This is a genomic window from Leisingera sp. F5 (genome assembly GCF_001593695.1).
This window is the reverse complement of sequence record NZ_LUKH01000011.1, coordinates 63,698-78,219: the sequence shown is the minus strand read 5'-3', so window position 1 is coordinate 78,219 and position 14,522 is coordinate 63,698. Positions and strand designations below refer to the sequence as shown.

Genomic DNA, 14,522 nt, shown 5'->3' with positions numbered 1-14,522 from the left:
GAAATTCGGATCCAGGGGAGACCGGTATGGCAGACACAGGCGCGCGCAAGAGGCGGGGCGGAGGCAGGGCAGGCGCAGCAGCCCGGCGCGGCAGTGCTGCGCTGGAGCAGATGCCCTGGCAGATCCCGGTCAACATCGACCGGCCGACCGAGCCGCTGAGCGAGGAGGGCGTGCAGGCGATCCACGAGGGCGCCATGCGCATCTTGGAGGAGATCGGCGTGGTGTTCCTGAACCCGGAAGCGCTGGAGATCTTCAAACAGGCCGGCGTCAAGGTCGAGGGTGAACTGGTCAAGATGGACCGGGATTTTGTGATGGAGATGGTGGGCAAGGCGCCCCGCGAGTTTTCGATCACTCCGCGCAACAAGGACCGGACCATTCCGCTGGGCGGCAACCACATCCTGTTCGGCAATGTGTCATCGCCGCCGAATTACTGGGATATGGAGCTGAACAAAAAGGTCGCCGGCAACCGCGAGCAATGCCGGAACCTCTTGAAACTGACGCAGTATTTCAACTGCATCCATTTTGCCGGCGGCTATCCGGTGGAGCCGGTGGACATCCATGCCTCAGTCCGGCACCTGGATGTGGTCTATGACAAGCTGACCCTGACCGACAAGGCGATGCACGCCTACTCCCTTGGCAAGGAGCGTGTCGAGGATGTGATGGAGATGGTGCGGATTGCAGGCGGGCTTAGCCACGAGGAGTTCGACGCCAAGCCGCATATGTACACCAACATCAACTCCACCTCGCCGCTGAAGCATGACTTTCCGATGATCGACGGCTGCCTGCGGCTGGCGCGGCGGGGGCAAGCCATCGTCGTCTCGCCGTTTACCCTGGCGGGCGCGATGGCGCCGGTGACCATGGCGGGCGCTGTGGCGCAGTCGATTGCCGAGAGCCTGTGTGCCATTGCGCTGTTCCAATATGTGCGCCCGGGCACGCCCTGCGTGATCGGCACCTTTACGTCGAATGTGGACATGAAATCGGGCGCGCCGGCATTCGGCACGCCGGAATACATGCGCTCGACCCAGATGACCGGGCAAATGGCGCGTTTTTATGGTTTGCCGATGCGCTCCTCGGGCGTTTGCGCCGCCAACGTGCCGGACGGGCAGGCAATCTGGGAGACGTCCAATTCGCTGTGGGCGGCGGTGCAGTCGGGCACCAATATGGTGTATCACGCGGCCGGCTGGCTGGAGGGGGGGCTGATCGCCAGCCCGGAAAAATTCATTATGGACTGCGAGATCCTGCAGCAGATCGAACGCTATATGCAGCCGCAGATCTCGGCCACCGGCCCGGAAGAGATTGCCCTCGATGCGATCAAGGAAGTGGGGAACGACGGGCATTTCTTCGGCATTCAGCACACCCAGGACCGCTATTCCGAGGCCTTCTATCAGCCGTTCCTGAGCGACTGGCGCAATTACGAGGCCTGGGAGGCAGCGGGTGCGACTTGGACAGCCGAGCGCGCCCATAAGCTGTTCAAGGAGATCATCGCCGATTTCGAGGAGCCGCCAATGGATGCAGCGGTTCGCGACGAACTGGCGGATTTCGTCGCCCGCCGCAAGGCCGAGGGCGGTGCGCCGACAGATTTCTGAGGCACAGGGCCTATCACCAGCAGGAAAAGCGGAGGCAGCCCCTCCGCTTTTTTTTGCGCGCGGGTTGCAGGTTTCACACACAGCGTGCCGGCGGCAGGTTGGAAGCCGCCGGTTTGGCGCGGATGCCGCGCAGCAGGCTTGCCTCCTGGCGTCAGCCGGTCCAGTAGGGAGGGGCGCCTGAACGGTCCAATGCGGGAGTGCCGGTGCGTGCAATTTGAAGTAGGTATCAGATGCGGCTGGCTGCAGGGCCGGCTGCCAGACCATGGCCGCGCTGCGCACATAGCCGGTTTCTGCTGCTGAGGGTGCAAGGTTCGTGCAAGAGCTGAAAATTACACAAGAAACGCGCGCGCCTAATCACGCAAATCCGCTTTGTTGGTCCTTTCTTAACCTGCAGGCGTCAAGACTGTGGCAAAGGCAAAGAGGGGCCATTGTATGCACGGTCTGATCAATAGGGCGATTCAGGCTTTTGTGACCAGTACCTACGGGGCGGACCGCTGGGAAGAGGTTATGGAAGAGGCCGGGCTTGGGTTTACCGAGTTCGAAGCGATGCTGTTCTATTCTGAAGAGCAATCGAGCCAGATGCTGACGGCGATGGAAAAGGTTCTGGCGCGCCCGCTGCCGGAAATGCTGGAGGATATGGGCACGTTTCTGGTGTCCAATCCGCAAGTGGAGGCGCTGCGGCGGCTGCTGCGTTTCGGTGGGGTGAATTACGTTGAATTTTTGCATTCGCTGGACGACTTGCCGGACCGGGCCCGGCTGGCAGTGTCGGATTTGCACCTGCCGGGGCTGGAGCTGCTGGAACAGGCGCCGGAACAGTTCGAGCTGGTTTGCCAGCCTGGGCTGCCTGGCTATGCCTATGTTCTGATGGGGGTTCTGCGGGCGATGGCAGATGATTACGGTGATCTTGTCTTCCTGGACCACAGCGGCACTCAGGACGGGGCGGAGGTGATTGCGATAACTCTTGTTGAAACCAAGTTCGCCGCCGGGCGTGAATTTGATCTGGGGGCGCATTCGTTATGATGACTCTCGAGCAGCTGACACAGATGGCCGGCGTGGTCTGCCCTATGTACGTGATTGCTGATGCCAAGGGGCGGATCGTTTCTGCCGGGCCGACCCTGAAAAAACTGCGCCCGCACCTGAACTGGGAAGGGCGGCGCTTCTTCCGGGTGTTCGATCTGTCGCGGCCGCGTTCTGTGCGGTCGATTGAGGATCTGGTGAGGACCTCTGGGAGCAAGCTGCATCTGCAGTTCCGGGACGGGCCGCAAACCGGCCTGAAAGGCGTTTGCACGCCGCTGCCGGATGGTCAGGGCGCCTTCATCAATCTGTCCTTCGGGATCTCCGTGCTGGAGGCAGTACGCGACTATGATCTGACCAGCGCTGATTTTTCGCCAACTGATCTGACCATCGAAATGCTCTATCTGGTGGAGGCAAAATCGGCCGCGATGGAGGCGTCGCGCCAGTTGAACACGCGGCTGCAGGGGGCCAAGATCGCAGCCGAGGAACAAGCCTTTACCGACACGCTGACCGGGTTAAAGAACCGCCGGGCGATGGATCATGTGCTGGGCCGGCTGATCAACAGCGGCCGCGAGTTTGCGCTGATGCATTTGGACCTGGACTATTTCAAGCAGGTCAATGACACGATGGGCCACGCGGCTGGTGATGCCGTGTTGCAGCAGGCGGCACGGATCATGGTGGAATGCACCCGCCAGTCCGATACCGTCGCCCGCGTCGGCGGCGATGAATTTGTTATGATCCTCGAGGGTGTTCTGGACACCGCCAGGCTGGCTGCCATTGCCAAACGGCTGATCCAGCGGCTGGAAGAGCCGGTTCCGTTTGGCGCCTTGACGTGCCGGATTTCCGCCAGTGCAGGCACAACGCTGTCCACCTGGCAAAAAGTTCCGGATGCTCATCAACTGCTGAACCAAGCGGATTTGGCGCTGTATGCGGCCAAGCGCGCCGGACGGGCGCAGCACTTCTTTTATCGCGAAGGCATGGAGAAAGAAGATGCATGCAGCACCGGCGAGGCTGCTCAGCCGCAAACAGCGGCACGGGGCCCGGCAGCCTGAAGGCTTCCGGTTTGTGAGACTGTGAGCAGGCGGCGCAGCGGCTGTCCGCACCGGCTTTTGATCTCAGGGCCTGGGAGGAGAGCAATTGTCCTGGATTTCAGCTGGGCGGGTGCGCTTAGCGACCGCGTCTTGTGCGCTTCGGGATGTGCGATGGCAAGCGCTACGCTGAGAACTGCAATGCCATTTTCCCTGTGAAAGGTTTCGAGCCGTGCTGGATTCCAGCATGAGAACACCCGCATAAGATCAAGCGCTGGTGCCGAAAGTGCCCCGGATGCGCAAGACTGCGAAACCCATGGCGTGATCAGCTGCAAGGGTGATGCACATAGTGTTTTCCGGGCCCAGGACTGCTGCTTGAACCATAAAACAGCTAAGCATTCCTGCATTGATCTCTTGGATGCGGCGCGTGTTCAGATCGGCACGATATGTCAGGAAGAAGTGGCAGCCCGTAGGGGAATCGAACCCCTCTTTCCAGGTTGAAAACCTGGCGTCCTAACCGATAGACGAACGGGCCACGCTGTCTGTGAAGCGGTGTTTACTGATTGCCATGGCCGGGCGCAAGAGGTTTTATTGCGGAGGTGCGAAGTTTTTCCATATCCCGTGTTCAGTAGTTAAGCGGATGAAAAAAAACGACAAAACCACGCCGCGGCGGCTGGGGAGATGCGTCACTCATATGTGGAGAAAGTGGCAGCCCGTAGGGGAATCGAACCCCTCTTTCCAGGTTGAAAACCTGGCGTCCTAACCGATAGACGAACGGGCCACTCTATGCGTGAGCGGGTGTTTAGTCGCAACAGCCGAATCCCGCAAGGGAAAAAACGGACCACAGTAAAGTTTCTTATCCACAGGGGGTAAGTCTTTGAAAAGTCAGGCTTCGGCGGCGTCTTCCAGGCGCAGTTGCGGGCTTTGACGACCGCCCCAACTGTTGACCTCCAGCCGTCCGGCAAAGTGGAAGCGGGCGCCGCCGTGTTCCAGCAGGCGGGGACCAAGCGCAGTGTCAAAGGCGCCAAAGCAGATCCCGTCCACACCGCCGCCCATACCGTCACTGAGAGAAATCTTCAGATGGCTTTCCCCCACCTTCTTGGCAAAACGCACCTGCAGATCCGGCAGCGCATAGCGCGGGGCAGGGGCGCCTGCGCCAAAGGGGCCTGCCTGTTCGATCTGTTCGATCAGGTCTACCGTCGCGGCGCCGGGCATCAGGGCGCCGTCCAGCTTCAGATCGGCCGGGCCGCCTTGTCCTGCGCCTTGTCTTTCCAACAGCTCCGACAGCCGCGCCATCGCTGGCTCCAGCTTGTCCCGCATGACGGTGAGGCCGGCCGCCATCTTGTGGCCGCCGCCCTTGACCAGCAGCCCCTCTGCTGCCAGCCGCTGGATCGAGGCGCCCAGGTCGACGCCGGACACGGACCGGCCAGACCCCTTGCCTTCCTCCCCGTCAAAACCGATCACAACGGCGGGGCGGTTGGCGGCTTCTTTCAGGCGCGAGGCGACGATCCCAACCACCCCCGGATGCCAGCCCTCGCCAGCGGCCCAGACCAGCGGTGCCTCAAACCCGCGTTGCTCAGCCTGTTCCAAGGCAGCGGCGCGCACGGCATTTTCAATGTCGCGCCGCTCGGTGTTCAGCTCATCCAGCCGTTCGGCCAGGGCGGCGGCCTCATGCGGATTGTCGGTCGACAGCAGCCGCGCGCCGAGGTCCGCCTTGCCGATCCGGCCGCCGGCATTGACCCGCGGTCCCAGCAAAAAGCCGAGGTGATAGGCGGAGGGCGCCGAATCCATGCGGCTGACATCCGACAGCGCCACCAGACCGGGGCGTTTGCGCGCGCCCATCACCTTCAGCCCCTGGCGCACCAGCGCCCGGTTGGCGCCGATCAGCGGCGCCACATCGGCAACGGTGGCCAATGCCACCAGATCCAGCATGGCCATCAGGTCCGGCCCCTTGGCACCTGCTTCGCGCAGCTGCCGCCCGGCCTCGACCAGCATCAGGAACACCACCCCGGCAGCGCAGAAATACCCCAGGTCGCCGCTTTCGTCCTGCCGGTTGGGATTCACCACCGCAACGCAGTCCGGCAGTGTCTCACCACCCAGGTGGTGGTCCAGCACAATCACATCGGCGCCCTTGGCAGCGGCAATCGGCTCGTGGCTGAGGGTGCCGCAATCCACGCAGATGATCAGGTCATGGGCGGCGGCCAGCGCCTGCATCGCGGGCACATTGGGGCCATAGCCCTCGTCAATGCGGTCCGGGATATAAAGCGTGGCCTGCAGCCCCATCTGCCGCAGCCAGACCAGGAGCAGCGCTGCCGAGCTGCCGCCATCGACGTCGTAGTCGGCAAAAACGGCAATCCGCTGCCTGCGCCGCACCGCTTCCAGGAACCGCACGGCGGCGGTTTCCATGTCCTTCATCTCGCGCGGGTCCGGCAGCAGCTCTTTCAGCTTCGGCTCCAGGAAACCCTTGGCCTCCATTGCAGGCACATCGCGCCGGGCCAGCACCTGGCAGACAGAACGGGGCAGGCCGGTCTGCTGTGCCATCATCTCGGAGGCGCGGTCGATCTCCACACCGGGTCCGACCCAGCGCCGCCCGGTCAAGGACTGCTCAACACCCAAAAAGCTCATGCGTTTCCCCCATGTGCAAAGGCCGGACCCAAACGGACCCGGCCCTTCTTCTGGCTTCAAATATCCCCGCCGGAGGCAACGGCGCAAGCCGCTTTCCGGCAGAACGCTCAGCCCTGATGCGGCGCCAGCGGCGTGCGGTAGGACATGCGCCGCACCGAACCGGTTTTCGAGCGCATCAGCAGGGTGGTGGTCTCAACCCAGCCCGGTGTGCGCTTGATGCTGGGCAGCAGCGAGCCGCCGGTGACACCGGTGGCGGCAAAGATCACGTCCTGGGTGACCATCTCATCGCGGGTATAGACGCGGTCCAGGTCGGTGATGCCCGCCTTGGCGGCACGGCCTTTTTCGTCGTCGTTGCGGAACAGGAGGCGGCCGAAAATCTGTCCGCCCATGCATTTCAATGCAGCGGCTGCCAGCACACCTTCAGGCGCGCCGCCCTGGCCCATATACATGTCGATGCCGGTAATCTCAGATTCAGCGCAATGCATGACGCCGGCCACGTCGCCGTCGGTGATCAGGCGGATCGAAGCGCCGGTTTCGCGCACTTCGGCGATCATCGCCTCATGGCGCGGGCGTTCCAGGATGCAGACGGTGATGTCGGAGGGCGCGCAGCCTTTGGCCGCGGCCAGGGCTTCGACACGTTCGCGCGGGGCCATGTCCAGCGACACAACGCCGTCTTCATAACCCGGGCCGATTGCCAGTTTGTCCATATAGGTGTCCGGCGCGTGCAGCATCGATCCGCGCGGGCCCATAGCGATCACGGTCAGCGCGTTCGGCATGTCCTTGGCGGTCAGCGTGGTGCCTTCCAGCGGGTCCAGCGCGATGTCGACGCCGGGGCCGTTGCCGGAGCCCACTTCTTCGCCGATGTACAGCATCGGTGCCTCGTCGCGTTCGCCTTCGCCGATTACCACGACGCCGGCAATGTCCAGCAGGTTCAGCTGCTCGCGCATCGCGTTCACGGCTGCCTGGTCGGCGGCTTTCTCGTCACCGCGGCCGATCAGCGAGGCAGAGGCCAGTGCGGCCTGCTCGGCAACGCGGGCCAGGCCCAGCGACAGCATGCGGTCATGAAAAGGCGCGTCAGTAGTGTTCGATGTCATACCGGAAATCCTGTCTCAACGGGTCAGATGTGAATTGGGCGTTTAAAGCCGAATAGCGCGGGGCAGGGCAGGCTCGCAAGGGGCGATAGCGTTCACCGCGGCAGGAAAATCCAGCCGCAGTGACCAAAACCGCCGATTTTCGGCGTATCGCGAGGCTCAAACCTCTTCAATGCGCAGCGCAACCGGAGTGCCGTCAACCACATCGGTGGCGGCGAGGCCTTCCAGCGCGGCATCCAAAGTGGCACGGGTGCATTTGTGGGTGACGATCAGCACCGGTGCGGTCGGTTCGGAATGGCCGTACTGGCGCATCCGGTCGATGGAGACGCCGGCATCGCCCAGCACGGCGGCAACTTTGGCCAATGCGCCGGGTTTGTCCAGCAGTCCCATACGCAGGTAGAAGGGCGCGGGCAGGCCGGTTTGCGCTGCGGGCACCTCTTGCAGGGTGCCGGCGGGCTGGCCGAAAGTTGCAATCCGCAGGCCGCGGGCCAGGTCCAGCACATCGCCCATTACCGCGCTGGCAGTCGGGCCTTCGCCGGCACCGGGGCCGCGCAGCACCACTTGTTCGATCGAGTCGCCCTCAATCACCACCATATTGGTGCCGCCTTCCAGCTGGCCGAGCGGGGAATTCGCGGGCACCAGGCAGGGCGACATGCGCTGCTCCAGCCCGCGGGCAGTGCGTTGCGCCACACCCAGCAGTTTGATGCGGTAACCCATATCAGCGGCAGCATTGATGTCTTCCAGCTGGATGCGCTGGATGCCTTCCAATTGCACGTCGTCAAACGCCGGTTTGGTGCCAAATGCGATCGAGGACAGCAGCGCCAGCTTGTGGCCCGCGTCGATGCCGCCCACGTCCAGGTTCGGGTCGGCCTCCAGATAGCCGAGGCGGCCGCATTCCTCAAACAGGGCATTGTAGCCCTGGCCGGTGGCCTGCATCTGGGTAAGGATAAAGTTGCAGGTGCCGTTCATCACGCCCATGACGCGGGTGATTTCATTGCCGGCCAGACCTTCGGTCAGCGATTTGATCACCGGGATGCCACCGGCAACAGCGGCTTCAAACCGGATTACGCGGCCTGCGGTCTCGGCCTGTTCGGCCAGCGCCTGGCCATGGATCGCGAGCAGCGCCTTGTTGGCGGTGACCACATCCTTGCCCGCGGCAAGTGCGGCCTCGGTTGCCGCTTTGGCGGCACCTTCATGGCCGCCCATCAGCTCGACAAATACATCCACGTCGTCGCGCACGGCCAGCGCCACCGGGTCGGTTTCCCAGGCGTAGTCTTTCAGCGAGACACCACGGTCCTTATTGGCGTCGCGGGCAGACACCGCCGTGATCACAACGGGGCGTCCGGTCCGTGCCTCCAGCAGCGCAGCATGGCGGCGGATGATCTTCACCACGCCGATGCCAACCGTGCCCAAACCTGCAATCCCAAGACGAAGCGGTTCTGTCATAGCTGGAGGTCCTTTGTTCCGAAATGCTCAGGCCCCGCCTTAGCGGGTTCGGCGCGGGCGTGCAACGCTGCTGCCGCCTGTGTGCGGCACATGCGGAAGGGAAAGCCGGGAACGGCCTAAAATTCGGCGTTTTTCACGGCCTCGGCGCGGCGTTTCAGCCGGGCGCTGCGGGCGTCAAGCTCATCCTGCAGGTCTGAGCTGGCCTGCTGCGGCGGGTCGAGCGGCTCCAGCGCGTCATCCAGCGGCAACAGTTTCGGGTAACCCGCGCCGCGCAGGTCCGGGGTCAGCCGGTCCTCAAGCTCGGGCACGCGGGTGCAGGCGGCGGCCGCCGCCAATGCCAGAAGGAAAGTGATCCGCACCCAAGTCTGCATTCTAGAAACCTCATGTTCCGCTGCGCGGGTTTTACGGCGTTCAGCGGGCCGGTACAATTGATTTCCCGTACAATCGCCCGCTGGTCTTGCGGTGCTGGGCGGATGCAGTGCAGATACAGAAAAAGGGAGCGGCATTCGCTCTTTTTTCTGAACGTACGTTCAGTTATTGTCGGCCGCATGGCACGTACCCAAGGTTCTCATTCCGATATCACCGGCCCCAGGATCCGCGAAGCCGCCCTGCGGCTGTTTGCGCAGCAGGGCTATGCCGCAGTCTCCATGCGCCAGATTGCCAAGGAGGTCGGGGTGCAGGCCGGGGCATTGTACAACTACACGCCGGACAAGCAGAGCCTGCTGTTCAACCTGATGGAAGGCCATATGGTTGAGCTTCAGGCGGCCTGGGAAGCGGCGCCGCCCGCCGCAGCGGCGCTGGAGCGGCTGCGGGCCTTTACCGGCTTTCACATCCGCTTTCACCTGGAACGCCCGGATGCGGTGTTCATCGCCTATATGGAGCTGCGCAATCTGACCGAGGAGAATTTCACCGTCATCGAATCGCTGCGCCGCAACTATGAGAACGGGCTGGAAGCTATTCTCAAGGACGGTGTCGCACAGGGCGCCTTCTGCATTCCGGACACAAAGATCGCCACGCTTGCCGTGATTGCGATGCTGAACGGGGTTAACACATGGTACCGTTCCGAAGGGCGCCTGACGCTGGATGAGGTGGAGAAGGTCCATTGGGGCATGGTGCAAAAAGCGGTCAGCGCATGAGTCTTTTGACCTTGCAAACCAAGCGGCTGAGCGCCGGGCACTGGCAGGATCTGGCGGAGCCGGAACTGGCGGATCTGTTTGCGCCAAAGGTGGTGCAATGGCTGCCTGCCGGGTTTCAGACGCAAGGCAGCGATCAGGCGCGCCGGGATTTCCTGGCGGTTGTGTCGCAGCAGGCGGACGTCGTTGCCTTGCGGCTTGCCGAAGGAAAGGGCATCGGGCTGTTGATCCTATCATATCCGGAGGAGGGCAGCCGCACCCGCAATCTGGGATATCTCCTGGCCGAAAGAGCCTGGGGCCAGGGTCTGGCAAGCGAGTTGATTGCCGGTTTGCAGGTGCATTTCAGCGGCAGCGGGGTAACGCTGAGCGGAGGCGTCATGCAGGAAAACGCGGCCTCGGCCCGGGTGCTGGAAAAGGCGGGCTTCACGCTGGAGGCTGCGCAGGGCGAAACCGTTTACAGCTGGCGCGCAGACGGCTGACGCTTGCGTATGCGGTTCAGCTGATCAGCCCGATCATGTCATAATGATCGATCTGACGGCTCAGCACCATCGGGTCTTCCTCCGGCAGCACATGCGGCTGTTCCCAATCCTGGCCGGCAAAGGCCTGCAACGCGGCCACGCTCTCCCAAACCATGACGACGCAGAAGGTGGCAGGCGAGTCCGGCCGCGGCAGCCCGGCGGTGACCGAAACCAGCCCCGGCTGACGGCGCACATGCGGAATGGCGCTGTCAGTCAGAAAGACCTTGAAGTCCTGGATTCTGTCCTCGCGGACGGTGGCACGGAACACCCGGATAATCATCACTCCCCCCCAACGCTTATTGGCGGGGCAAGTATAACATACCGCGCCCGTTTTGGCGGACGCGGTTTGTCAGCGCGCGAGAACCAACGCCGTGCACCGGGAAAAGCGGGCACCGGTTTTCCCGGTCAGTGCGCGGGCCAGCGCCGTGCACAGGGAAAAGTGGGCACCGGTTTTCCCGGTCAGTGCGCGGGCCAGCGCCGTGCATAGGGAAAAGCGGGCACCGGTTTTCCCGGTCAGTGCGCGGGCTTAATAAATGTCCCGTTGCGCAGGTCGCGGAAGGCCTGGTGCAGTTCTGCCTGGGTATTCATCACAATGGGTCCGTGCCAGGCCACCGGCTCCTGGATCGGCGCGCCGGAGATCAGCAGGAAACGCACGCCCTCCGACCCCGCCTGCACGGTGATCTCATCACCGGAGCCAAAGCGGATCAGCGTACGGTCGCCGGACAGGTCGCGGATGTTGACCTCTTCGCCCGCCACTTCTTTTTCCAGCAATACCCCTTGCGGCGCGGACGCATCGGCAAAGGCCGCCTGGCCTTCGAAAACATAGGCGAAGGCGCGGCGGTAGGTGTCGACCGGCAGGGTCTTTCTGACGCCCGCCGGGATGAACACATCCAGATACTGCGGATCGGCGGCAATCCCGTCCACCGGGCCGCGCTTGCCCCAGAAATCTCCGACAATCACTTTCACCCGTGTGCCGTCGTCGTCGATGATTTCAGGGATCTCGGTGCCGCTCACATCCTGATAACGCGGCGCGGTCATCTTCTCGCTGGCAGGCAGGTTGCCCCAAAGCTGGAAACCATGCATCTGGCCTTGCGCATTGCCCGACGGCATCTCCTGATGCAGAATGCCGGACCCGGCGGTCATCCATTGCACGTCACCTGCACCCAGGGTGCCCGCATTGCCCAGTGAATCGCCATGTTCAACCGAGCCGGACAGCACGTAAGTTATGGTCTCGATGCCCCGGTGCGGGTGCCAGGGGAAGCCGCGCAGATAGTCTTCGGGGTTTTCGTTGCGGAAATCGTCGAACAGCAGGAACGGGTCCAGCTCCGACGGATCCTGAAAACCGAAGGCGCGGTGCAGTTTCACGCCGGCGCCCTCGGTGTGGGGCTGCGCCGGACGGGTTTCGAGTATGGGTCTGAGGGACATATGCCTGTCTCCTGTGTTTCACGGGCTGACGACAAGATAGTCTGTGCGATGCTGCTGGGAAACGGGCTTGAAAACACGCTCTCTGTGCGCGTGTGAACGGACCGCCCTGCAGCCCGCAGGGCTGCCCGGCCCAACGGGACGCGGCGCCGCAGGCGCCAAGGGCGGGCGGGAGCGCGCCCATTGCCGGGGGCACGCCGGACGGGTTAGCCTGAACAGATGACGCAAACCGATGATCCTCTGCAGCATTTGCCGGCAAGCCGTCTGGATGGGGCGTTGCGTCTGATCTCCTACATGCTGGGCGGGGCGCGGGACGCCACCGATGCGGATGAGGTGCTGACGCGCATGTCAGAGCTGATCCGCGCAGGCGGCGTGCCGCTGGACCGGGCCACCTCCATCGTGCCGCTGCTGCATGCCGAGGCGGTGGCCAGCGCCCGCTTCTGGGAGCGCGGCAAGGGTGCCCGCAGCTATCTGTTTCCGTTCAACGAGGAAAGCGGCAAAGGTTATGCCCACTCCCCGGCCGCGGATGTTCACAAGTCCGGCGCCTGGGTGATCCTCTGGCTGCCGGACACCCCGGATGAGCGTTACGGCATTGTGCCGGAACTGAAAGCGGACAGCTATACCCACTACATCATGGCGCCGGTCTTCATGCGCAGCGGCATGGCGGGCACCTTCAGCTTTGCCACCCGGGCGCCGGAGGGGTTCTCGCAGGATGACATCGCCTTTTTGCGCGCGGTTTTCCCGGCGTTGTCCGCCTGTCAGGAGATTCTTGCCACCGCCCGCGCCATGCAGGAGGTGATGCGGATTTATGTCGGTCACGAGCCGCAGAAGCGAATCCTGTCGGGCGATGTGCATCGGGGCGAAGTGATGCATATCCGGTCCGCCATCCTGTTCGCCGACATGCGCCGGTTCACCGAATTGACGGCCGGCATGAGTGCGGAACAGGCCACCGGCCTCTTGAACGCCTACTATGACTGCATCGTGCCGCCCATCGAGGGCGCAGGCGGCGAAGTGCTGAAATTCATCGGCGACGGCGTCCTGGCGGTATTCCGGGCCGGGGAAGACGGCGCAGAGGCTTGTTTACGGGCGCTCAAGGCATCGCGCGGCGGGCTGGCGCGGGTTGCGGCCAGGACGGAGCAGCCGCAGTTCGATATTGGCACAGCGCTGCACTTCGGCGAGGTGGCGTTTGGCAATGTGGGGTCGGGAATGCGGCTTGATTATACAGTGATCGGACGCGACGTGAATCTGGCGGCGCGGGTGGCCGGACTGTGCGGTGCAAGGAATGAGCCGCTGCTGGTGTCCTCGGAATTCAGGCAGAAGGCGGGGCTGGAAGGCAGGTCTTTGGGAGAACAGAGCCTGAAGGGGCTGCAATCGCGGGAAGAGGTATTTGCGGTGTCTTTGGCGGAGGGTCCTTGAGGCCTGTCCGGGGCGGGGCGGGGGTGGGGTTTAAGCCTTGCCCCACCATTCTGCCGGTTTCCGACGTTGCCCATGCTTCGCAGCCAGCCGCAGCGCCAGCTTGCGCAGCGGACTGAGCGCCAGCTTCAGCCACAGCCGGTTGCGCCGTTTGGAAAAGTCGCGGTTAAACGGGCAGACCCGCATGCAGATGGCGCAGTCCGAAGCCATTTTTGCCCAGAAGGAGAAGCACTTCTCGGCATCAGAAGTCCATTTCTTCACACCTTTGATGGCAGAGATATTTGCAGTCTCCGTAGAAGGCGATCCATAGGGCAGCGCCTTGACCGGGCAGGCGTCGGCGCATTTGGTGCAAATGTCGCAGAAAGCTCTTACCCCGCGCCGTTGCGGCTCGTCATGCGCCAGTGGCAGGTTGGTGAGGATCTTGGAGAACCTGAGGCGCGGCCCGAATTCCGGGGTGATTACCATCTGGTTGCGGGCGTACTCACCCAGACCTGCTTTCACTGCGTAGGGGATCACCAGACCAGTATCATTCATTGACGGCACTGCCTCATACCCCAGGTTGCGGATATAGGCGGCAAGCTGCATCACGATGGAGGCCTCGTGGCTGTATTCCCGGCCCGTCGCGGCCCCCGCCAGCGCCGAGGGGTAGGTGGCGACCAGTTCCTTGTCCATCTCATGGCCCAGAACGATTACGCTGGTCAGGCCTTCGGGCAGGTCATGCGGCGCCTCCGACATGTCGCGGGCATCGACGCGGGCGGTGTATAGCCAGCGCTCGTCCAGGTCGGTGATGCCGCAGAGATCGGCGCCGAAGAATTTTGCGATGCGTTTGACTTCGGCGGACATTTTGGCCGGATCATCAACCTCCAGCGCGTCCTTGGCCACCGGCGTGTCGGGGCGGATGGCGGCCTGAAAGCCCTCGCGGATGCCTTCATGCGCGCGGCGGTCCGAGACTATGTCGGAGATCAGCCAGGCGGCGTTGCGCAGCGCAAAGTCGCGCTGGCTGAAGCCGTCCCCGCGCCGCGGGGCGGCTTCCATCCGGTAAGAGGAGAAGAATTTCATCGTGTGTTTGGATTTCACCCGCTTGTCCCAGAACGCGCGGGTGAAGATGTCGTTGCGCTGCGAGAACCGCTCGAAATCATCGGTGACTTCGATCCCTGCGGCTGCATCGCCGTCGCGCTGGGGCGGGGTGTTCTGTGGCCAGGGCATGGGCAGACGCTATCCGGCAATTCCGGCGCCGGCAAGAGGA

The 14,522-nt window shown here is 63.2% G+C and carries 13 protein-coding genes and 2 tRNA genes; 6 read left to right on the top strand and 9 right to left on the bottom strand.

Features of this window, described 5'->3' with window-relative positions; all coding sequences use genetic code 11:
• The first annotated feature begins 26 nt into the window (after positions 1–26).
• The 3 genes from A2I95_RS09515 to A2I95_RS09505 all read left to right on the top strand — a co-directional run bounded on the left by A2I95_RS09515 (position 27) and on the right by A2I95_RS09505 (position 3,652).
• Positions 27–1,586, top strand: coding sequence for a trimethylamine methyltransferase family protein (locus A2I95_RS09515; protein ID WP_291729530.1), 1,560 nt, complete (start codon positions 27–29; stop codon positions 1,584–1,586).
• 432 nt (positions 1,587–2,018) lie between these two features.
• Complete coding sequence (locus A2I95_RS09510; RefSeq protein WP_027259723.1) at positions 2,019–2,606, top strand: heme NO-binding domain-containing protein; 588 nt, start codon at positions 2,019–2,021, stop codon at positions 2,604–2,606.
• Positions 2,603–3,652, top strand: a complete 1,050-nt coding sequence (locus A2I95_RS09505; protein WP_291729529.1) for a GGDEF domain-containing protein — start codon at positions 2,603–2,605, stop codon at positions 3,650–3,652. Before A2I95_RS09510 ends, A2I95_RS09505 begins: the two co-directional genes overlap by 4 nt.
• Before the next feature lie 436 nt (positions 3,653–4,088).
• Here the strand turns inward: A2I95_RS09505 and A2I95_RS09500 are convergent.
• The 6 genes from A2I95_RS09500 to A2I95_RS09475 form a co-directional block, all read right to left on the bottom strand.
• Positions 4,089–4,163: transfer RNA gene (locus A2I95_RS09500), tRNA-Glu, on the bottom strand.
• 171 nt (positions 4,164–4,334) lie between these two features.
• A tRNA-Glu gene (locus A2I95_RS09495) sits at positions 4,335–4,409 on the bottom strand.
• A gap of 104 nt (positions 4,410–4,513) precedes the next feature.
• Entirely contained in the window at positions 4,514–6,253 is a 1,740-nt protein-coding gene (recJ, locus tag A2I95_RS09490; RefSeq protein ID WP_291729528.1) for a single-stranded-DNA-specific exonuclease RecJ, read from the bottom strand.
• 107 nt (positions 6,254–6,360) lie between these two features.
• On the bottom strand, positions 6,361–7,347 hold the full coding sequence (gene glpX / locus A2I95_RS09485) for a class II fructose-bisphosphatase (RefSeq protein ID WP_291729527.1): 987 nt from the start codon (positions 7,345–7,347) through the stop codon (positions 6,361–6,363).
• Between the two features lie 156 nt (positions 7,348–7,503).
• Positions 7,504–8,790: a homoserine dehydrogenase gene (locus A2I95_RS09480; RefSeq protein WP_291729526.1), complete on the bottom strand. Its 1,287-nt coding sequence runs from the start codon at positions 8,788–8,790 to the stop codon at positions 7,504–7,506.
• A 116-nt stretch (positions 8,791–8,906) separates the two neighbouring features.
• Positions 8,907–9,161 carry a hypothetical protein gene (locus A2I95_RS09475; protein ID WP_291729525.1) on the bottom strand — a complete coding sequence of 85 codons (255 nt, stop codon included), beginning with the start codon at positions 9,159–9,161 and terminating at the stop codon, positions 8,907–8,909.
• Between the two features lie 177 nt (positions 9,162–9,338).
• On the opposite strand from A2I95_RS09475, the gene A2I95_RS09470 reads away from it, so the two are divergent.
• Together A2I95_RS09470 and A2I95_RS09465 are read left to right on the top strand one after the other, a co-directional pair.
• The gene (locus tag A2I95_RS09470; RefSeq protein WP_291729524.1) at positions 9,339–9,926 is read left to right on the top strand and encodes a TetR/AcrR family transcriptional regulator; all 588 of its coding nucleotides are present in this window, start codon (positions 9,339–9,341) and stop codon (positions 9,924–9,926) included.
• Positions 9,923–10,402 (top strand): GNAT family N-acetyltransferase, encoded by a 480-nt coding sequence (locus A2I95_RS09465; RefSeq protein ID WP_291729523.1) that lies wholly within the window; start codon positions 9,923–9,925, stop codon positions 10,400–10,402. Before A2I95_RS09470 ends, A2I95_RS09465 begins: the two co-directional genes overlap by 4 nt.
• A gap of 16 nt (positions 10,403–10,418) precedes the next feature.
• Here the strand turns inward: A2I95_RS09465 and A2I95_RS09460 are convergent, their stop codons facing one another.
• Positions 10,419–10,721, bottom strand: a complete 303-nt coding sequence (locus A2I95_RS09460) for an antibiotic biosynthesis monooxygenase (protein ID WP_291729522.1) — start codon at positions 10,719–10,721, stop codon at positions 10,419–10,421.
• A gap of 233 nt (positions 10,722–10,954) precedes the next feature.
• Positions 10,955–11,866: a pirin family protein gene (locus A2I95_RS09455; protein WP_291729521.1), complete on the bottom strand. Its 912-nt coding sequence runs from the start codon at positions 11,864–11,866 to the stop codon at positions 10,955–10,957.
• A 216-nt stretch (positions 11,867–12,082) separates the two neighbouring features.
• On the opposite strand from A2I95_RS09455, the gene A2I95_RS09450 reads away from it, so the two are divergent.
• The gene (locus tag A2I95_RS09450; RefSeq protein ID WP_291729520.1) at positions 12,083–13,279 is read left to right on the top strand and encodes an adenylate/guanylate cyclase domain-containing protein; all 1,197 of its coding nucleotides are present in this window, start codon (positions 12,083–12,085) and stop codon (positions 13,277–13,279) included.
• 30 nt (positions 13,280–13,309) lie between these two features.
• Here A2I95_RS09450 and A2I95_RS09445 read toward each other — a convergent pair whose 3' ends face one another.
• Complete coding sequence (locus A2I95_RS09445) at positions 13,310–14,482, bottom strand: reductive dehalogenase (RefSeq protein ID WP_291729519.1); 1,173 nt, start codon at positions 14,480–14,482, stop codon at positions 13,310–13,312.
• Positions 14,483–14,522 lie beyond the last annotated feature (40 nt).